Annotated in this window: 18 protein-coding genes and 2 pseudogenes; 7 read left to right on the top strand and 13 right to left on the bottom strand. The window is 63.7% G+C overall.

Annotated elements, in window-relative coordinates; translation table 11 throughout:
* The first annotated feature begins 26 nt into the window (after positions 1-26).
* Entirely contained in the window at positions 27-827 is an 801-nt protein-coding gene (locus tag JQC81_RS11250; protein WP_203271899.1) for a TlpA disulfide reductase family protein, read from the top strand.
* A gap of 212 nt (positions 828-1,039) precedes the next feature.
* On the opposite strand, the gene JQC81_RS11245 is transcribed toward JQC81_RS11250, so the two are convergent.
* The 5 genes from JQC81_RS11245 to JQC81_RS11225 all read right to left on the bottom strand — a co-directional run bounded on the left by JQC81_RS11245 (position 1,040) and on the right by JQC81_RS11225 (position 5,119).
* Complete coding sequence (locus tag JQC81_RS11245) at positions 1,040-1,375, bottom strand: ArsR/SmtB family transcription factor (protein ID WP_203271898.1); 336 nt, start codon at positions 1,373-1,375, stop codon at positions 1,040-1,042.
* Positions 1,376-1,512: 137 nt separating this feature from the next.
* Positions 1,513-2,127 (bottom strand): DUF938 domain-containing protein, encoded by a 615-nt coding sequence (locus JQC81_RS11240; RefSeq protein ID WP_246520356.1) that lies wholly within the window; start codon positions 2,125-2,127, stop codon positions 1,513-1,515.
* A gap of 1,013 nt (positions 2,128-3,140) precedes the next feature.
* Positions 3,141-3,719 carry a DUF421 domain-containing protein gene (locus JQC81_RS11235; RefSeq protein WP_203271897.1) on the bottom strand — a complete coding sequence of 193 codons (579 nt, stop codon included), beginning with the start codon at positions 3,717-3,719 and terminating at the stop codon, positions 3,141-3,143.
* 83 nt (positions 3,720-3,802) lie between these two features.
* Positions 3,803-4,780, bottom strand: coding sequence for a bile acid:sodium symporter family protein (locus JQC81_RS11230; protein ID WP_203271896.1), 978 nt, complete (start codon positions 4,778-4,780; stop codon positions 3,803-3,805).
* 186 nt (positions 4,781-4,966) lie between these two features.
* The gene (locus JQC81_RS11225; RefSeq protein WP_203271895.1) at positions 4,967-5,119 is read right to left on the bottom strand and encodes a hypothetical protein; all 153 of its coding nucleotides are present in this window, start codon (positions 5,117-5,119) and stop codon (positions 4,967-4,969) included.
* A 103-nt stretch (positions 5,120-5,222) separates the two neighbouring features.
* On the opposite strand from JQC81_RS11225, the gene JQC81_RS11220 reads away from it, so the two are divergent.
* Entirely contained in the window at positions 5,223-5,921 is a 699-nt protein-coding gene (locus JQC81_RS11220) for a FadR/GntR family transcriptional regulator (RefSeq protein ID WP_203271894.1), read from the top strand.
* 178 nt (positions 5,922-6,099) lie between these two features.
* Here the strand turns inward: JQC81_RS11220 and JQC81_RS11215 are convergent, their stop codons facing one another.
* On the bottom strand, positions 6,100-6,516 hold the full coding sequence (locus JQC81_RS11215) for a DUF3830 family protein (protein ID WP_203271893.1): 417 nt from the start codon (positions 6,514-6,516) through the stop codon (positions 6,100-6,102).
* Between the two features lie 190 nt (positions 6,517-6,706).
* Between JQC81_RS11215 and JQC81_RS11210 the strand changes: the two genes are divergently transcribed.
* A complete protein-coding gene (locus JQC81_RS11210) occupies positions 6,707-7,480 on the top strand; it encodes a YoaK family protein (RefSeq protein ID WP_203271892.1) in 774 nt (257 codons plus the stop codon).
* A 142-nt stretch (positions 7,481-7,622) separates the two neighbouring features.
* Here JQC81_RS11210 and JQC81_RS11205 read toward each other — a convergent pair whose 3' ends face one another.
* Complete coding sequence (locus JQC81_RS11205; RefSeq protein WP_203271891.1) at positions 7,623-8,993, bottom strand: DUF2254 domain-containing protein; 1,371 nt, start codon at positions 8,991-8,993, stop codon at positions 7,623-7,625.
* Positions 8,994-9,151: 158 nt separating this feature from the next.
* Complete coding sequence (locus JQC81_RS33075; RefSeq protein WP_246520355.1) at positions 9,152-9,598, bottom strand: cyanophycinase; 447 nt, start codon at positions 9,596-9,598, stop codon at positions 9,152-9,154.
* Between JQC81_RS33075 and JQC81_RS33070 the strand changes: the two genes are divergently transcribed.
* Positions 9,597-9,935: a hypothetical protein gene (locus JQC81_RS33070; protein ID WP_246520354.1), complete on the top strand. Its 339-nt coding sequence runs from the start codon at positions 9,597-9,599 to the stop codon at positions 9,933-9,935. The two genes, JQC81_RS33075 and JQC81_RS33070, sit on opposite strands and share 2 nt — an antisense overlap.
* 308 nt (positions 9,936-10,243) lie before the next feature.
* On the opposite strand, the pseudogene JQC81_RS34625 reads toward JQC81_RS33070, so the two are convergent.
* Both JQC81_RS34625 and JQC81_RS34620 read right to left on the bottom strand, forming a co-directional pair.
* A pseudogene (locus tag JQC81_RS34625) lies at positions 10,244-11,770 on the bottom strand (ATP-binding protein); the annotation flags it as partial.
* A 27-nt stretch (positions 11,771-11,797) separates the two neighbouring features.
* Positions 11,798-12,511 (bottom strand): annotated as a pseudogene (locus JQC81_RS34620) (PAS domain-containing protein); the annotation flags it as partial.
* Between the two features lie 806 nt (positions 12,512-13,317).
* Between JQC81_RS34620 and JQC81_RS11190 the strand changes: the two are divergent.
* Positions 13,318-13,923, top strand: coding sequence for a hypothetical protein (locus tag JQC81_RS11190; protein WP_203271890.1), 606 nt, complete (start codon positions 13,318-13,320; stop codon positions 13,921-13,923).
* A 16-nt stretch (positions 13,924-13,939) separates the two neighbouring features.
* The gene (locus JQC81_RS11185; RefSeq protein WP_203271889.1) at positions 13,940-14,389 is read left to right on the top strand and encodes a DUF421 domain-containing protein; all 450 of its coding nucleotides are present in this window, start codon (positions 13,940-13,942) and stop codon (positions 14,387-14,389) included.
* Positions 14,390-14,745: 356 nt separating this feature from the next.
* On the opposite strand, the gene JQC81_RS11180 is transcribed toward JQC81_RS11185, so the two are convergent.
* Positions 14,746-15,168, bottom strand: coding sequence for an Lrp/AsnC family transcriptional regulator (locus tag JQC81_RS11180; protein WP_203271888.1), 423 nt, complete (start codon positions 15,166-15,168; stop codon positions 14,746-14,748).
* 133 nt (positions 15,169-15,301) lie between these two features.
* On the opposite strand from JQC81_RS11180, the gene JQC81_RS11175 reads away from it, so the two are divergent.
* On the top strand, positions 15,302-16,075 hold the full coding sequence (locus JQC81_RS11175) for a carbon-nitrogen hydrolase family protein (RefSeq protein ID WP_203271887.1): 774 nt from the start codon (positions 15,302-15,304) through the stop codon (positions 16,073-16,075).
* Positions 16,076-16,184: 109 nt separating this feature from the next.
* Here JQC81_RS11175 and JQC81_RS11170 read toward each other — a convergent pair whose 3' ends face one another.
* Positions 16,185-17,117 carry an MBL fold metallo-hydrolase gene (locus JQC81_RS11170; protein ID WP_203271886.1) on the bottom strand — a complete coding sequence of 311 codons (933 nt, stop codon included), beginning with the start codon at positions 17,115-17,117 and terminating at the stop codon, positions 16,185-16,187.
* Positions 17,118-17,659: 542 nt separating this feature from the next.
* Positions 17,660-19,096, bottom strand: coding sequence for a homospermidine synthase (locus JQC81_RS11165; protein ID WP_246520352.1), 1,437 nt, complete (start codon positions 19,094-19,096; stop codon positions 17,660-17,662).
* Positions 19,097-19,584: the final 488 nt, after the last annotated feature.

Raw genomic sequence — 19,584 nt, 5'->3', positions numbered from 1 at the left:
TAAGCTGGATCCCGGACCAGCGACGCATGCAAGCCGTTTCAATTGGTCCCTTCATCTTCGCCGGTGATCGCCTCGCGGCCATCGTTGGCATCGGTGTCTTCATGGCCGTAACGTCGGTCCTGTCCTCCCGCCTGGATCCCTACATCGGGCGATGGTCGACCTGGTCCCTTATCGCAGGCCTGATCACGGCGCGTCTCGGGCACGTGATCGAGAACGCCTCCAGTTTCGCTACTGAGCCTTGGCGCATCCTGGCCGTCTGGCAGGGAGGCTTCTCCTGGCCATGGGCAGCCGGCTCCATCATCGCTATGTCCGTGGCCCTGGCGCGCACGCGCCGCGCCGCCATTGGTGCAGTGGTCAGTCTCGCCATAGCGCTGTTCGCGTGGAACGTCGTGTGGCAACTGACCAACGCCACGCCTGCGACGCCGATGCCGGACGTCGCCTTGGAGAACATCAGGGGAGGCAGCACATCCCTGACGGCGTTCACGGGAAAACCCGTCGTCCTGAACCTCTGGGCGAGTTGGTGTCCGCCGTGCCGGCGGGAGATGCCGATGATGGCCGAGATGGCAGCAGCGGGAGACGACATCACGTTCCTGTTCGTGAACCAGGGCGAGAGGCGCACAACGATTGAGGGCTACCTGAACAATGAGAAGCTCACACTGTCGAACGTGTTGCTCGACACGCGCATGGACGTGCCTCGCCACTACGCCACGCCAGGTTTGCCGGTCACCCTCTTCATCGGCGCGGACGGAAAGCTCCGATCCATCCACGTTGGCGAGATTTCTCGTGAGGCATTGACGGGCACGCTGAACCGGTTGCTGACGGAATAGCTGAGTTGCGATGGTGGGCTGGCGCCAGCCCCTCACCGCCCAAGAGGCGCCTTGCGCCGCAGCCTCCCCTGCTCCTCCGCCTTGTCTTCACCCTCGCATAGGAAGATCGAAGGCCGTGCCCCTGCTCCCGGCCACAATGCAAATCGCGCGTTGCAAAACCTGCGTGTGGCTGGAGGTCGTGACGGGCCGGTTGAGGTGGCACCAACCCAACGTCAGGCAGACCCGCCCTCCTTCGCCTGCTTGCAGAACAGGCTGTACAGGGTTGCGAACAGCTGCTCGATGCGCGGGTCGGCGATGCGGTACCAGATCGTCTGGCTCTCGCGCCGGGTGGCGACGATGCCTTCATCCCGCATCTTGGCCAGATGCTGCGACAGGGCCGATTGCGACAGGCCCACGGCTTCGGCCAGCGCGGTGACATTGGCCTCGCCCCACTCCACCAGCTTGCACAGGATCATCAGCCGCCGCTCGTTGGCGAGCGCCCGCAGGATGTCCGCGACCTCCGTCGCCTGCTTCTCGAAGGTCTCCAGGTCGAGTTTCAGACGGGGCATACGCATACCTGCAATCTATAAGTCAAATCTAATTTAGTATATGCTTATGTTTTCGCAAGGGGATTGCTGCCCTGCATCGGACTCGGTGCGCTGAATGAGCGAGAGGGCGCTGCAGGGCAACTTCGGTCCGAGCCCGCCTACCTTCGGAACACGAGGCTGAGATTGTTGGCGGGCATTGCGATGCGCTCGGCGAGGTCCAGCCCATGCGCCCTTGCGAGGTCAGCCACCTCTTCCAGGTCACGGACGCCCCACTCCGGATTCCGGCGTCTGATGTCCTGGTCAAAGGCCTCATTGCTGGGAGCCGTGTGGGCGCCTTTCTCCTTGTAGGCCCCGTAGAGAAAGAGCACGCCGCCGGGCGGAAGCACCCGTCCCGCCCCGGCCATGAGCCCGTGCGTCGCCCGCCAGGGGGAGATATGGACCATGTTGATGGCGACGAGAGCGTCAGCCCGCTCGACGGGCCAGTCCGGGGCAGAGGCATCGAGCCTCAACGGCGCAAGAAGATTGGGCAGCCCTGAAGCTGCGCGATGAGCGGCGATGCTGTTCAGGGCCTGCTCGTCCTGATCGGTGGGCTGCCACATCAGGTGCGGCAGAGCGGAGGCGAAATAAAGAGCGTGCTCGCCGGTCCCGCTGGCAATCTCCAGAACCAGTCCGCTGGCTGGAAGAACCGGCTGCAGGGCGGCCAGGATTGGATCCCGGTTCCGCGCCACCGATGGAGAGGTCAGGGCCGCATCCATGTTCTGTGAGTTCGTCATAACGATGGTCGATTTCCTGGGATGTCGTCGGGCAGACCGGGTCATCACATCAGATGCAGGGTGCCCTTATAGGGAAAATCGGTCAGGACTCTTTGGCGGAGTGGCCGGGTTCAGCACCGTAGCATGCTTGTTAGGTCTGGGTCAGGTAGTGAACTTTGCTCACTGACGGGAAAGTCCGATGTTCCGATCCAAAGCGAACCGACCGCTTACGTCTCAGGAGTGCCAGAATCGGCCATTGGCATTGTCGTCGGCGGAGAATACCGAAATGAATGTATTCACAAGCTGGATTGTATGTGCTCTGACAGGCTGGTGATGGTCAAGATCAATCAAAATCAGGCCCATGCCGCCGCCACCGACCCTGGTGGGGTGGATGGGTGTGCGTTGATCTGACGTCTACACCCGACGAAGCCCCCGCTGACAAGCCGGGGCTCCTCAATATCGCGTTCCGGTTGTCGGCTTACAGAAGAGACAACCGAAGGGCGGCCTGAACTCCAAGCTCCATGCCGTCTGCGACGAGGTGGGTCGACCCATCATCCTGCTCTTATCCGAAGGCCAGATGAGCGACCATAAGGCGCTCGGCTCGTCCTGGAGGCGCTGCCAGCGGGCGCAGCGCTGATTGCTGCCCGGGCTACGACAGCAACTGATTCCGGGAGGCTCTTGCCGAGAAGAACATCACGCCGTGCATTCCGCCGACCAGGAGCCGCAAGGTGCCGGTTGCCTATGACAAGACGCTGCATCGGCAACGGCACAAGGTCGAGAACATGTTCGCCAAGCTCAAGAACTAGCGCCGGATCGCGACGCGCTATGACCGCTGCGCCCACAACTTCTTCTTACCCATCTGCATCGCAGCGGCCGTCGCCTTCTACTTCAATTAACGAGTCCTGAGCCTAGCGCCAGAGCCGCTTCGGGACCTTTGCCGCTGAGATGGGGGCTATGCGGCCGTGCTGCTGACCCTCTGGCGGATTCCTCGGTCGCAAGGCAAGAGCCGACGACCGCTCCAGACCGGACGACGATCATGAGGTGCCGATCTGGATCCGGACCGTCTGCACGCCATCCTGCACCGTTACGTCCAACACCTTAGGCTCCGCATGCGCTTTGATGACACTGAGATTGCCGCTGCGCTCCAGGCGAGCCTCTTCCACCTGCTCCAGGCGCGAGATGCCTTTGGCCCGCAAGTCCTCCCAGAGGTCATGCTCGGTCATGTGCGTCACCCGCAACGCCGAGGTATCGACCCCACCTTTGCTGACCAGGACGCAGGGCTTGCCTTTGACCATAGTCCCGAACCCATGCCAGCGCAGGGCGATGCCTGAAAACAGCCAATGCATGGCGAGCAGCACCGCGGTTGCCGCAAGGGCGGGTAGGAAGGGCGCGTTCCCGGTCACCGCGCGGCTGACGATAGACCCGACCATGATGCCGAGGATCACGTCGAAGGCGGTGGCCCGCCCCATGAAGCGCTTCTTGGCGAGCCGGACCATGAGGACGGTGACAACGTACACAATGGCCGCGCGCAGCCCCATCTGCAGCACGCTGATATCCTTGCTCTCCAGCCCCAGGCCCAGCGCCACACGCACGTTCTCGTAAATCTGGTCCATTCTCTTTACCTCAGGGAGCACACAAAACGGGGATAACAGAGCCACCCGAGGTAAGTTCAGGACACAGCAGTCAAAGCAGCCCCTTATCCGGCAACAGCCGGCATTGTCCCGATCCGGGCATAACGGCGGGCGAGCACCGCGCCGACTAGGATCTGGATCTGGTTGTAGAACATGATCGGCAGCACAATCATCCCGAAACTTGGCGCGGCCGCGAACAGCACCTTGGCCAGCGGCAGGCCGGATGCCAGGCTCTTCTTCGAGCCGCAGAACACCGCGGCGATCTCATCTCCTCGGGAGAAGCCAAAGCGGCGAGCAATGAAGGCGGTCACGGCCAGCACGACCGCCAGCAGCACCAGGCACAGAACGGCCGTTAAGGCTACGCTGGCGGGCGGGAGCCGGGACCAGAGGCCGTCGACCACCGACTGCGAGAACGCCGTGTAGACGATCAGCAGGATAATCCCTTGATCAATTTGGCCGATCCGGCGCTCGTGCTTGGCCATGATCCCCGCTAACCCCGGACGGGCGATGTGGCCGGCCACGAACGGAACCAGAAGCTGGAGAACCACGTCGCCCAAGGCCCGGGTGAGGTCGAAGCCGCCCTCGACCGAGGTTCGGGTCATCAGAGACAGCAGCACGGGCGTCAGCAGCAGGCCAAAGACGTTGGACGCCGCCGAGCTGCAGATGGCGGCCGGCACGTTGCCCCTCGCCATGGCGGTGAAGGCAATGGAAGACGACACCGCCGAGGGCAGCGCCGCCAAGTAAAGGAAGCCCAGGAGCAGATCGGCCGGCATCCATGCCGCTGGCAGTACTCCGAATGGCATCACGACAATCGGGAACACCACGAACGTAATGGCAAAGATGAAGAGGTGCAGGCGCCATTGCACAAGCCCCTGAAGCACCACCTCTCGCGGAAGAGCTGCGCCATGCACGAAGAACAGCAGCGCGATGCCGACGCCCCCCAGAGTGTCGAGGACCTCGGCACTGGTGCCTTGAGCCGGGATGAAACTGGCCACGGCAACGGCCGCCGTGATCAGCAGGAGAAATAGGTCTATCTTAGGCATAGGTGATTCCGGTGTGATGAAGTGCGTGCGGATGCAGTCAGGAGTACGGTCGCACCAACGGCCGATCTTGATCTCCGGAACGTCGCCTTCGACAACAAATCCAGCCACTCCGGTGAGAAGCGTTCCCCGTACAATCGCTTCCGGCAACGTGACCGAGGTTTGATGCTCGCCTTTGTCTGGCATGGCTCACAGGACGCGAAAGAGACCATCAAGAACGATCCAGACGAACATCGGATACAGGGCGAGCCCGATGCTGGTGCCGATGAGCCGGCCCATGCGGACAGCCGTGTCATGAGTGGGCCCATCACCAAAAAGCCGATAGACCATCGTAACTCTCATCAGACGTTCTCCTTCCTCTCCTGCCGCTCCCACAGCTTCCGTGTCGGGCACAGACCTGATACATACCTCCGTCAACGATTGGTCTATAAATTGGTCTGGATAGATGCCGCACGAACGGCTGACGGCGCACGAGGCTATCCGCCGCCTTCGCGCCCATCTGCGGCAATGGGCCTATGGTCCGCAGGACAGGTTGGAGCCAGAGCGGGTCCTGGCACCCAAGATCGGCTGTAGCCGGGAGACACTACGGGCGGCGCTCGATGTGCTGGAGAAGGAAGGCCTGATCTGGCGGCATGTCGGCCAGGGCACCTTCGTAGGACCGCGCCCCGCTCAGGAGCCGATCCGCCCCTCTGTGCTGGCCGAGATGGCCTCCCCCGCCGACGTGCTTGCCGCTCGGCTGCTGATCGAGCCCCCAATTGCCGGTGAGGCTGCGATCCGTGCGTCAGTCGACGAGATTACCCTCCTCCGCAGGTATGCGATCCAGAGCAGCGTAGCGCCCGACTGGCAGGCCTACGAGCAGGCGGACGACGCCTTCCACAAAGGGATCGCGCGGATCACGGGCAATCCGCTGCTGATCGCCTTTCTTGATGTCCTGTCATCGGTGCGGGGGCGCGCCCGCTGGCAGCGGCAGCATGACCTCGCCTTTCGCCGAGCACGCAAGAAGGAATACGCGGCGCAGCAGGGGCGCATGCATCTGGCCATCGTGGACGCCATCGCAGCCCGGGATCCGGCGGCCGCCCGACAGGCGATGTTCGACCACCTGAGCGCCATCCGGGCCATCATGGTGCAGGAGACAGCCGCGTAAACAATGAATTCCCTCGGCCTGAACAAGTCGGTGAGACAGGCCCCTGGCGGACCTCATGGCGCAAGCACGTCTGCTTCAGGAGGCAAGCGAGTTCCTTCGCAGTTGTCGGTAAGGGTGAGCACTACAAGGTCGCCTGGCTGTGCCTGTCACGGGCGCAGATCGGCCATAGGAAAAGAATTCATTCTAGACGTTCGAACAGGATATCCTGTGCGCCTTCCCAAAGGGTCTTCGTGCCGAGTGCCAGGAGATTGTCCTGCCCCTTGCTGATCGTCAGGAAATGGTTGCCCGCGAGCTGGCCCATCTTGCTCGCGAAACGGACCCCGCCGTAGGCCAGAAGCAGTTCGGTTTCGCTGAACCCGCCGGGATAGAGCAGGAACTGACCAGGCGCCGGATAGCTTGTCGCGTTCTCGGAGCCGAGGCCGAAATCCGTACTGCCAAGGGGAATCCAGCAGGCTTCCCCGCTCCAGCGCACGTGGATGATCCGCTGGTTGTAGGGCAGCAGGCTCAGGAACCGTTCGCAGGTCTCCGGTGCAGCTTCCTGCTCAAGCTTCGCTTCAAAATCGAAGGGGCCGGCCTTGATGTGGATGAGCGGCATCGGTGCTTCTCCGTCAGGATGTTGCGGGAGCAAGATCGAAGGCCCTGCTCCTTCACTCCTTCAATATCCCTCCAATCCCGGGCACGAGACGCCGTTCCGAGTATGGGGCTCTCAAAGAGCAGCCCCGAGGATTGAAGCAAACCACGCTGCGGGTTTCGGAGTTAGAGGAATTCATCTTGCTGGGAACATCATGCCTGAGCCGAAAACCAGCACGCCTGAACCCGTCAAGGGAGCGTCCGGCCCCGGGGCGAAGGCTTTGCCGCGCGGTATCGTCCAGCCGTTGATCGGTCCAGATGCGCAGGTTGGCTTGGGTGTCGTGCTGATCGCCGTTGCAGGATATGTCGATGCCATCGGCTACATCGAACTCGGCGGCCTCTTTGCCTCGTTCATGAGCGGCGCCAGCATCTCGCTCGGGGTTGGCATCAGCGAGGGCCATTGGGACGCCGTGTACAAGGGGGCTGTTCTGATCGCCGTCTTTCTTGCAGGCACGACCATGGCAACCATCCTGGCTGATGTCACCGGGATTTGGGCGCTGCCGGCCGTGCTGTTGCTGGAAGGGAGCCTTCTTGCCGGCGCGGCTGTTCTTGCCGGGACCGGATGGGGCGCCTCCGTCGCCATTCTTCCCGTTGCGGCGGCCATGGGGGTTCAGAACACGGCCTTGCGGCCCGTCAACGGCGTGCGCTTGGGCGTGACCTTCATGACCGGCACCCTCGTCAGCCTCGGTCAGGGCCTCGGCAGGGTCCTTCTCGGACGTGGCGGGCTCCGGGGCTGGTCTCCGCATGCCCTGCTGTGGTGCGCCTTTTCCGCTGGCGCCGCGGTGGGAGCCTTTCTGTACGACGCATTCGGCTTCATGGCGGTGTCGGGCCCGGCCGCTCTGATCGCTGCCATCGCTGGGCTTGTTGCGGCCATGGTGTTCTCCAAAAGACGCGATCATCCGTCAGGCGAGGCGGATAGATCGACGTAGTGGTGCTGGGGCGAGTCGTGAGCGGCGGGGCGCCCTCGCCTGCTGCCTGAAACGGGGCTTTCGACCTGGAGCAGGTCCAATGAAGCGAAGCCGGAAGTGATCCTGTGTCCGGTCTCCTGGCGGTGAATGCCCAAGATAACCATCATGGTGCAGGCGCTGTGGACGAGACGCTGCCCGTCCGCCGCGATCGGCCCATGGCCGTCCGATCGAGCGTGCGCTCAACGGTGGTATAGCGCTCCTCAATCTTCTGACGGTCGAATTCATCCCTGATGCGGGAGCGGGCCGCCTCCACGATCACCCGGGCCTGTTCGGCCAGCGCCTCCTGCTGCTCCGGCAGCCGGACGTGCTCGGCAATCCGCTCGACAGCCTCCAGGAGGTGCAGGACAATGATGGGCATGCCGGCGCCGTTCTGCCGGATCTGGTTGAAGCCGGCCGCGATCAGCCCGGCATAGGTTGGCTGGGTGCAGGCAAGACGTACGGCCCCGTCCTTGCCCCTGAACACGCCCTCCGGCAGCGCCCTTCCCATGAGCTTGCACAGGGAGGCCGAGAGCCGGTCAATGACAGCCACCGCCGTGTACGGATCGTTGACCGCCGCCGACAGCGCCCGGTCGGCGATCTCGTCAAGATGGCGAAGCGAGAAGTCAGGATCCTGAACCGGGGTTCTGTAGATCCCGGTGAGGATGGCGTCCTGGATCTCGGCCACGAGCTTCTTGTTGAGGCGCTCACCCGGGTACACGGCAAACTCGCGGGAACCAGGCACGACGTAATGGCCGGCGCGGAAATACAGGACGATCAGCAGGTCGGCCTGTTCGGCGGTGGCCAAGAGCCGCTCGAACTGGATCGCCTCGACGTATCCCGGCTGCCTCGAGCCGAAGAACGCTGCCCGTCGATCAAAGTCGGCGGGAAGCAGCTGCTCGGTGGGCACTTCGTTCGGCCCGGCCGCGTCGAGGGGAGCGAGCTCATCAAGGAGCTCGTCCAGTTCGAGGCCGACCCGCTCGATCACGGTCTCCGACACGATGGAGCGGGCCAGACTATGGAGGAACAGCACAAGCAGCCCAGTGCTGAGGACCGTCAGCGCCAGGGCGATGCTGACGCTGACGAAGGGCAACTTGCCCGAACTCTCGCGGTATCCGACCACCGGAAAGACGAGCAGGCAGTACACGATCGTCATCACGAAGGTGCCGAGCACAACCTGTGTCTGCGGATTGGCCATGAAGCTGCGGATCAGGCGCGGTCCGAACTGGCTTGCCGCCAGGGTCAGCACCACCATCGTGATGGAGAACACCAGGGTGGCCATGGTGATCATCGACGACAGGATCGTGGACAGCACGGCCCGCGCGTCCGCCGTATCCCCGACGTAGAGAAACCAGGGCGTGTCCGGGCCGACCGCGGTCATCGACCGCTCGATGGTGATGGTGAGCGCCACCAATCCGACAGCGCCAGCCGCCATGAGGCTGGGGACGAACCAGAAGCTCGTCCGCAGGAACTCCCAATGTGTTCGCAGGCGTTCCATGGTCACCTCTTCGCACCGCAACGATGCCCGACGTGAAGACTTTTCCGACGGCTCCATCTCGAAGAGCCCGGCATTCGGTGGCCGTCTTCTGGAGGGCGGGAGATCCCTCCCCAGGACGATGACGATGAAGTGACCATGAAGTTTCGGACCATTGTGCGCTAAGGTTGATCCGAGGCCTTCATCTCCAGTCTTTGGCTTGTCTCGATGTCCGGCGCCCCGGTCGGTCGGCGTTTGCAGACATCGAACGTGTCGCCGGGGCACAGGACGTGCAGGCGCAGGTCGTACATGGAGAACGCCCGGCTGGGCCGCGCCCCCGCGGTGTTGGAGTGGGTGATTCCGGCACCGTCGACCACATAGGCACAGCCGCTTCCAACCACCTCGAAGCTCCCACCCTCAACGACAAGCGCCGTATCCTCATCCAGGCCAATCCTAAGGACCCGCGGATTGTGGGCCACGGCGCCGAACAGGCGCCCGAAGCGTCCACGTTCGGCAAAGTGCTGATCGATGATCGCATCTGGGAGGAAGCCCAGGCCCGGTGCCATCCGCAAGTCGCCGATCCTGTAGGACTGGCTGCTTTTGCCTTGTGCCAGCATCGTCTCGCTCATGACCGATGCTCCCGCCGATGTGCCGGCGATCAGGCCACCGCCCTCGAAGAAGACCCCGGCCGCTCCGTCGAATGGTCCGCAGCTTGTCCGGGTCAAAGGTCTCGGAGCGGCCGTTCACATAGAGCTCCATGACGTCCGTTACGCCCAGCCCTTGGAACGCTTTCTGATAGGTCTGGAAGTAACCGTTCGGTTCGTGCGATGCGACGGTGGCAAGGACAAGCCGTCCGCCGTTCAGGCGACGGGCCACCTCCCGCAGGATCTTCCGGTCTCCTTCTTTGTCCTCCGCACCTCCGATGAGGATAAGGGGGCCTTGGCTGTTCTTGATCCTGTGATCTGACACGATCTCTACGCGCGGCATTGGTCACGCATCCTTTGCAGCCCAAGTCCTGGGCCGCCACACAGCTTTCATGGAAGAGATGAAGCGACGCGAGCCCGGACAGACGCGGCGGTGCCGCGCCGTCACGGGCTTACCCGCCCGTCTGAACGCGACCTGCGTGAATCAAGAGCCGCTGGAGGGATACGCGTGAGTTCATGGTACCGCTCTAACGGTCGTGAGGATGGTCAGTTCGAGACCAGGCTCCGGGCAAAAGGGCGCAGCGAACTGGCTGACCCACAGTCCGGAGGGGTCCGCTCCGGCCCGACTGCTCATATGCCCTCGATTATGCTCCTGATCCGGGCCGCCAATGCCTCAACCGCGAACGGCTTGGTGACGAGCTCCATTCCCGGTTTCAGGAAGCCGCTCGCCAACGGCGCGGTCTCGGCATATCCGGTGATGAACAGTACCTTGAGATCGGGCCGGGCTTCCCGTGCCTCGTCGGCGAGATCGCGCCCGTTGATTCCAGGCAGACCAACGTCCGTGATCAGCAGGTCGATGCGTCCCTGCTGGGATCGCAGAATTCTGAGGCCCGCCGGCCCGTCCACGGCCGCAAGCGTCCGGTAGCCGAGGTCTTGGAGCACCTCGATGATCAGATCCCGGATCACCGGCTCGTCTTCGACGATCAGCACGGTCTCTCCTGCTCCGGCCCTCGGCACCGCGGCAAGGGTTGTGTCCGGAACCTCCTCAGCTGCGGCGCCATGGTGCCGCGGCAAGTAGATCCTGATCGTCGTGCCCCTGCCGATCTCCGACTCGATCTTCAGGTGCCCCTCGCTCTGTCTGGCAAAGCCGTACACCATCGGCAGTCCCAGCCCCGTCCCCTGCCCTTCGGGCTTGGTGGTGAAGAACGGCTCGAAGACATGGGCGATCACGTCCGGCGGCATGCCGGTTCCTGTGTCGGCGACGGAGACTGCCACGTACTGCCCTGGGGTGATCCCAAGGGAGGCCGCAGAGGCGCCGTCGACCAGCGCGTTCGCGGTCTCGATGGTCAGCCGGCCGCCGTCCGGCATGGCGTCCCGGGCATTAATGGCCAGGTTGAGGATCGCAGTTTCGAGCTGGTTGGGATCGCACCGGGTCGTCCAGAGCCCGTCCGCCCTGACGATCTCCAGGGCATGGAGCGGGCCGAGGGTCCGGCGCAGCAAATCCTCCATCGACCCAACGAGCTCGTTGGCATCGACCGGCTTCGGGTCGAGCGGCTGGCGGCGCGAGAAAGCGAGCAGGCGATGGGTCAGTGCCGCAGCGCGTCGGGCGGAATCCATCGCCGCGTTCGCATAACGTCCGACCGTCTCCATCCGGCCTTGGCTGATGCGGGTCTGCATCAGGTCGAGCGCGCCGATGATGCCGGTGAGCAGGTTGTTGAAGTCATGGGCGATGCCGCCGGTGAGCTGGCCCACCGCCTCCATCTTCTGCGCCTGACGTAATGACTCCTCGGCCCGGCGCAGGGCCTCGGCCTGGGCCGCCTCGGCCCGCTTGCGGTCACAGATGTCCCGGTAGAAGGCGGCGACGCCGCCCGGGACCGGGTAGATCCGCAGCGCCAGCCAGAGTTCCTGCCCGCCTGCCTCGTCCCCGTAGCGGTGCTCGAGCTCGACCGGCACGCGTTCGCTCATGGCGCGGCGGTAGGCGGCCTCGACCGGGGTGCCAACCACGGCAGGGAAGACCTCCCAGTGGCTGCGCCCGAGGATCTCGCGGGCGGGACGGCCGTCGAGCCGCAACCCTTCGGCATTGATCTCGGTGATGCGGAAGTCCTGGTCGAGAATGATGAAGCCCTCGCTCATGGCCGCCAGCACGCTCGTGTAGCGTGCGTTGCTCGCCGCAAGGGCGGCTTGGGCCTGATGCGTCTCGGTGACGTCGTGGCCCTGGACGAAGATTCCGGTCACCCGTCCGGCCCTATCGGTCACCGGTTCGTAGATGAAGTTGAGGAATCGCACCTCCGTCATAGCGCCGGCGGAGCGGTGCAGGCGGACCGGAACATCGTGGGCCACGACCCGCTCGCCGCTCGCATAGACCTGGTCGAGCCATTCGAGAAAGGCCTGGCCAGTAGCCTCTGGAAAAATCTCCAGGGCAGTCCTGCCGACAAGCTCACGATCGCCGGACAGGCGCCTATAAGCGTGGTTGGCGAACTCGAACACATGCTCGGGCCCGCTTAGGATCGCGATGAAGCCCGGCGCCTGCTCGAACAGGCGCCGCTGCCGCGCGGTCTCGGCCGCCAGCCGCTGCTCGGCCATGACCTGGCCGGTGATCTCGGTGCAGAGGCAGAAGAACCCGGCGACGGCTCCGGTCTCGTCACGCACGGGTGTGTAGGAGAGCGAAAAATGTGTCTCCTCCGGATAGCCCCGCCGCTCCAGGCTGAGGGCGAGGTCCTCAATGTGAACCGGCTCGCCCGCATAGGCCCGCTCAATGAGCGGCAGGAGGACGTCGCGGATCTCGGACCATGCCTCCAGGATCGGCATGCCCAGCGCGGCAGGATGCTTTCGTGCAAGAATGTAGGCAAAGTCATCGTTGTAGAGCAATGTGCGCTCGGGTCCCCAAACGATATACATGGGCTGCCTGGAGCTCAGCACGACCCCGACAAGCGCCTTGAGCTCCCGCGGCCATCGGGCGGCGTTTCCGAGCGGCGTCGCCGACCAGTCGTGCGCCCGCATGAGAGCGCCCATAGCTCCGCCCCCGGAGAGGAAGCTCGGTGTATCGCCTGCATCCTGGCTGTGGTGCATTTCACCCATTCTTGCTGTTTGGTGGTTGGAGCCTCCGCCGCCATCCGGCCCATGCCATCGATCACGTGGTGACGTCTTCATTCGGCCGCCTTGGCCCTGCCCGTCAAGACCATGTGCAGGAGGGTTACGAGGTTTGCGTCGCCATCGATCTCGTCCCTGGAGACCCGGAACAGCTGACAGGCTCAGTGATTATCCGGGGATCGATTCAGGAAAGCGGCCAGAGAATGGGCTTGTCCAGCATGGATCGGGCCATACCCCCAGACGGAAGGGCCAGCATTCACATAGATCAACTGAATTCGAAGGAAGAAGGCCGCAGCCGGAATAGCATGGGTGTCGACGTGCGGCCAAAGGCCAGCCCATCCCCAATTCCGATTGAAACCCAGGGGCGCGGCTCCATGTTATCAGGATCATGTTCGGACCCTTGTCGCAGAAACGATACCTGACCCGCGCCGGGAGCCTCCAAACGGGCTCATAGCCCGGCTGGGGAGGCGCGCCTCACAGGCCCCTCCCAGTCGGGCGGACATGCTCTCCCCAACAACCGCGATTGATCCAGCGCCTCGCCATAGGCGTACGGTAGCCGTCGTTGATTAACGGCGCTTCCGTGCGGGCACGATGCGAGGCCATGTGAGGGTCAGATGAAACCTCGCCATGATGAACTGGCCTCACTGGCCAGCGACAACGCGCGTGTAAGCGCCGTGAATCGGAACGCAAAGCCTGAGAACGCACGCCGTCAGCCCGGAGAAGATCCACGCTCGATTGAGGTTGACGAGGATATGGCCTGGCAGCGGAGGACATGGACCATCCAGCGCTTCGGCTGGTTCGCCATGGGTGGCCTTGTCCTGACCGCGTTGACCGGCGTCTTTGGCTACGGCCCGGTAAGCTGGCAGGAGGCGAGCGACCCGGTCGGCTTGGTGAGGATCGAATACGAGCGCTTCCAGCGTCAAGGCTCCGAATTCACCTTGCGGGTGGACGTCGCGCCTGAAGCGACGGCCGAGAACGCCATCCCGCTTCGCGTGAGCGGCACTTTCCTCGATGCGGTCGAGGTGAAGGGGATCGCGCCCGAACCCCGGGAGGCCAGGAGCCTCGGCGGTGACGTCGAGTACGTGTTCCCGCTGGCGCAACCGGGCCAGCCGGTCACGATCCGCTTCGCGCTGAAGCTGCGGGAGGTCGGCTCCCACTCCGCCGAGATTCGTCTGAGTGGGCGCGAGCCGGCCCGCCTCTCCCAGTTCATCTATCCTTAGCCCTGGAGCCACGATCATGGACTCGGTGCTCAGAGCCGCCTTCATCTATTTCTTCCTGCTGGTCGTGTTCCGCATCGCGGGCCGCCGCACGCTCTCCGAGATGACGACGTTCGACTTCGTCCTGCTGCTGATCATCGGCGAAGCGACCGAGCCGGTGCTGCTCGGCGATGATCCGTCGGTCGTGCACGCGGCCCTTGTGATCATCACGCTGCTGTTCATCAACATCGGCATGTCGCTGGTCAAAAACCGCTGGAAGACCATGGAAAAGCTCATGGACGGCGTGCCGACGATCATCGTGGAGCATGGCCGTCTCATGCAGGAGCGCATGAGCACAGCCCGCGTGAGCCGGGACGACGTCATGGAGGCCGCGCGTCGCATGCACGGCATCGAGCGTCTGGAGCAGATCAAGTACGCCATCGTCGAGGTCAGCGGCGGCATCACCATCGTTCCGCAAGCGAGCACATAGGGCTGGCACGGCCTGCCCGCACCCTCTTGAACCCTTGGAAATCTGCCATGAAATCCATGTACCGGATCCTCTACCGGCCACTACCACGAGCTTTGCGACGACAATCCCGGACGACTGCGGAAGACGTCAGAAAGGCGGTGCGATGGCACGCAGGTTTGGCGATCGTTGTCGCCTTGCTGGCGTGGGTGCTCTACTTCTATTACCGCTAGCCGAGCCCATCCCTGATCCTGGCAACAGTCGGGTCCGTGCTCCGTGTGGCGCCGTGCCCCGCCGCGTGATGCGGCTCATCGTAGGAACCTGGTTGCCGGCTCGGCCCGAAGCCATGAGGCAGCATGGAAAGTTCGGCGGGCGCCTCCTCACTTGCGCCTTGTCATCCTGACGCTGCTCTCGGTCTCCACCACGTCAGGCAGCTTGCGGATCGTCAGCAGGACCGCATCAAGCTCGCTCATGGTCCGGACGCGAATGTCGGCAATCAGGTCGAAGCGCCCGTTGAGGGTGTGAATGGAGGTCACGGCCTCGATCCTCCGGATCGCGTTGATGGTTGGAGCACTGTCCTTCGCCGTCAGCCGCACCAGCACAAAGGCCTCGATCAGCCGTTCGGCCTCCTCTGCTCCCAGTTCCACCGTGAAGCGGCGGATGATGCCGAGATCGACCAACCTGGCGATCCGGCTCTGAACCGTCGCCCGGGAGATCTTGAGCCTGCGCGCCAGTTCGACCGCTGGCTTGCGGGCATTGTCGGCGAGGAGAAGGAGCAGCTCTTGGTCAGTACGGTCCAGCATGGCGCATATCGTCAGGAGGGCTGCACAAATTGCTCCATTTCTGAACGATTTGTCCAGTGAGAGGTTCTTTCTGCTGAGAGCCAGCAGTGTCAAGCTTGCAGCCGCTTTCAGAGAATGAGGGGCTTAAGACGCCATGAAGGTCACCGTCTGCCAAATCGATTGTCGCCCGGATCATCTGGACGCCACCCTGGAGGGCTTGGCCGCGCATGTGGCCCAGGAAGCGTCGGATTTCCTGCTGGTGCCGGAGATGTCTTTCGGCGAGTGGCTGGCCGCCGACCCTGAGCCGGATGCGGACCAGTGGCAGAAGGCCGTGGCTCTGCATGAGGCGCGCATCGCGCGCATGTCCACGTTGAACTCCAAGGCTGTGATGGGCACGAGGCCCATCGTCATGCCGCACGGCAGCCGGCGCAACGAGGCCTATCTCTGGACGGAGGAGACGGGCGCCGTGCCCGTGCACCAGAAATACTACCTTCCCGACGAGGAGGGCTATTACGAGCATACCTGGTACGAGCGCGGTCCGGGCACCTTCGACATCGCACGGGCGCTGGGCATGCGCATCGGCGTGCAGATCTGCACCGAGATGTGGTTCTTCGAGTGGGCGCGCCATTACGCGGCGAGTCGGGCCGATCTCCTGTGCGTTCCGCGGGCGACGCCGCATGGATCCACCCGCAAGTGGCTGGCCGGCGGCCAGGCGGCGGCAGTCTGCTCGGGCGCCTATTGCCTGTCGTCCAACCTCTGGGCGCCTGAAGGATACAAGGCCAATTGCGGCGGGCTCGGCTGGGTGGTGGACCCGGAGGGCAACGTGCTGGCAGAGACCACCCCGGAGGCGCCCTACGCCACCGTGGCCATCGACCTCGCCTTTGCACGGGCCAGCAAGACCACCTACCCGCGCTACGTGCCGGAATAGAGTTCCTGTCCATTCGGCATGAGGCCAAAGAAACCGAGGGAAGCAGCCTTCTGCCCCCGGCTATGCTCTCCTCGCCTGCCGAAGGAGCTCTGGCGTTGTTTGCGACAGCTCAGCTATCGTTGTACGCGCTGCCATCCTCAGCCCGGGCCGGTCTCTCGACGTATTCACCCTGCTTTGGCACGGCAATGCGGTCGAAGTCGCGGGCGAGTTCATGGAGCGCTGCTCGCATCTCGGCTCCTTGCATGGCCCTGCCATGCCCGGTGATCACGAGCTCGGGTTCGAGCCCTGCCAGCAGCTCGACCGAGGTGCGGGCCTTCTGCCAGTCCGTTGTGAGGTACATGGGCGGCCCATGCATCTCCGGGCTCTGAACCGCCACGGCGTAGGCCGATTCCTGGCGTGTCGTGATGAACGCGTCTCCTGCGATGATGGTCCGGTCGGCCTCGCGCCAGAGCGACACGTGCCCGGGGCTGTGCCCCGGCGTGTGGAGCCAACGCCATCCTGGCATCTCCGGCACGCTGCCATCCGCCGGCAGTGTCTTCAGCCAGCGGGCCACGTTCACTGGCCCGCGCGGGAAAAGGGGCGACAGCCGGGCTATCAGGCCGCCGCCGACTGACGGATCGGGCGGCGGGTAGGACGCGCTGCCGTCAAGATAGGGCCGCTCCAGCTCGTGAGCGTAGACTGGAGCCTCCCATTGCTCTGCAAGCTCTTCGAGCGCGCCCACATGGTCGAAGTGCGCGTGTGTCATGATAATCGCCGCCGGCCGTGCGTTCGGCCCGAAGCGCTGCTCGGCAGCGGCGGTGATCGCTGCCGAGCTGCCCATCTCTCCTGCGGTGATCAGGCCCGCGGGGCCCATAACCCCCGCATCGATCAGCACCCAATGCCGATCACCTGCGCCGGGCCTACCGAAGAATGCCACATTGGCAATGGCAAGCCGTTGATAGGCGAGGTCCGGGGCAATCTCGTGAGTGCTGTCATCCCGCGCTGCCTCGTGCCCAGGGTCATCCGCACGTCCCGATGGGTCGAGTGGGATCTGCCCTCCCATGGCTTTCTCCTCTACCGTCTCCAGCCAGCCCGAGTGGGAGACACAACCAGAGACGCTCCTTCGCACGGCCGGTCATAATGCTGGGAAACTTGCCGGGAGTGCGAGAGTTCCCCGCGTCTCACAGCTCCCGCCCCTGCGGATGTGGCATCCTGCTTTGCCGAATCCTACTGGCAAAATCCTAAGGCGCAGGCTGGCAGATAAGCCTGCGCGTCCACTGACGATGCCTCGCGACGGGCGTTCTATCCCATCCCGTAGGGATCGCTTTCCTCTCTATGACGAACGGGCACAAAGGAAATCCCGAGCACCGGCTGATCCGTGGCTTTGCCAGTTCGGCATCAGTGGCCGCCCTCGCTAGGCCTAGCCGCATTGTCAAGCTGTACTGGGGCCCAATCCAGCTAAGGGTGTTCGGGCGTTGCCCCATTCCCGATCAACCAACAATGCGTGCGGGTTTCCCATTAGCCGTTCCCGTGACGGCGTAATCCGGCAACCGACATAATCGGCTGCCGGATCATGAATGCGGTGGCCAAGTGACGCTGTGCGTGTCAGGAAACCAAGACGTTCCGGAACTGCCACGGATCGGAGGTGTCGATGTTCTCCGGGAAGAAGCCGGGACGGTCGTCGAGCGGCGTCCAATCCGTATAGACACCGACAACCGGGCCGAGATAGGGCGTCTGCACCTCGAGGCAGCGGCGGAAGTCGATATCGTCCGCCTCCACAATGCCGGCCTCCGGGTTCTCCAGCGCCCATACCATGCCGGCGAGCACGGCGGAGGTCACCTGAAGGCCGGTGGCGTTCTGGTAGGGCGCGAGCTTGCGGGTCTCCTCGATGGAGAGCTGCGAACCGTACCAATAGGCGTTCTTGCCATGACCGTAGAGCAGCACGCCGAGCTCATCAATGCCATCGACGATCTCGTCCTCAGTGAGGATGTGGAATGCATCCTGCGCCTTGCCAGCCTTGCCGAACATCTCGTGCAGGGAGAGAACGGCATCGTTCGCCGGGTGATAGGCGTAATGGCAGGTCGGCCGGTAGACCACCTTGTCGCCCTCTCGCACTGTGAAGTAGTCGGCAATCGAGATCGCCTCATTGTGGGTCACCAGGAAGGCATGCTGGGCTTGGGCCGTTGGCGTCCAGGAACGGACACGGGTGTTGGCGCCAGGCTGGAGCAGATAGATTGCGGCACCGCAGCCCCTGTCGTGCGTGCGGCCGTTCTCGGGCATCCACTTCTCATGAGTACCCCAGCCGAGCTCCGCCGGCTGCAGGCCCTCCGACACGAAGCCTTCCACGGACCAGGTGTTCACGAAGACGTTCATGGGCTTTGGTTTCTCGGCGCGCTGGGTGTCGCGCTCGGCGATGTGGATGCCCTTCACGCCCACGCGCTGCATGAGGCGCGCCCAATCCTCGCGGGATTTGGGCTCGTCGTGCGCGATGCCGCTATCCTTGGCGATGTTGAGCAGCGCCTGCTTGACGAACCAGGACACCATGCCCGGATTGGCGCCGCAGCAGTTCACGGCCGTGGGGCCACCGGGGCTCTTGCGACGGGCGTCCAGGATGATCTCACGCAACGCGTAGTTGGTGCGGGCCTCCGGGCCTGCGCTCTTGTCGAAGTAGAAGCCGGCCCAGGGCTCGGCCACGGTGTCGATGTAGAGCGCGCCGAGTTCCCGGCACAGCTCGATGATAGCGCGGGAGGAGGTGTCCACCGACACGTTCACGCAGAAGCCCTGCCCGCCGCCTTCCGTCAGGAGCGGCGTGAGGATCTCGCGATAATTGTCCGGCGTCAGCGCCTTGTTGATGAGGGTCACGCCGCGCACATCGAGCATGGAGCGGTCGGTGTCGACCGGATCGATGACCGTGAAGCGGTTCTTGTCGAACTCGAAATGCCGCTCGATCAGGGGCAGCATGCCTTTGCCGATCGAGCCGAAGCCGATCATCACGATTGGGCCGGTGATGCGACCATGAACGGGCGAGGTGTCGTTCTTCATTTGAGATATATCCATTCGCAATGAGTGGCGCCTTGTTGGAGGCGGCAAGAGGATTTCACGCGGGATGACTGCGTTTGGGCATCCGGGGCATGGTTTGTTGGATCGCCATTTCGGCATACGCCACCAGATCCCCGCTTTAGGGTGCCGCAGCACCGAGCGCTCTGGAATCGACCGTCAGCTCGGTTCGGGAGCCGCAACGTTCATCGCCGGACGTGGGATGTCGATTGGGTCGAACCGCAGCCGGGTATCTTTGCGAGCTGGACGCTCGGCGACGATTGGTGCCGGACAGACGTGAGGATCAGGTTATCTTTGGCCCCGAGCTCGGGACGCAACGGCGTGTTGAGCTCGGGGCTAATTGCCCGCGATCAGATTCCCTGCTCGGTGCAGGCCACGGCGGAAGGTTGCAAAGCTCAGCATGATGTCTGGTTCATGATTCAGTTCGGCTCAAATGTCAAATGGCTTGTCCCTTCGCGAGGAACTATCCGTAC

This window comes from Microvirga arabica, assembly GCF_016811235.1.
Lineage (GTDB): Bacteria > Pseudomonadota > Alphaproteobacteria > Rhizobiales > Beijerinckiaceae > Microvirga > Microvirga arabica.
Note: the sequence above shows the minus strand (reverse complement) of the source record. Positions and strands in the feature narration are given on the sequence as shown.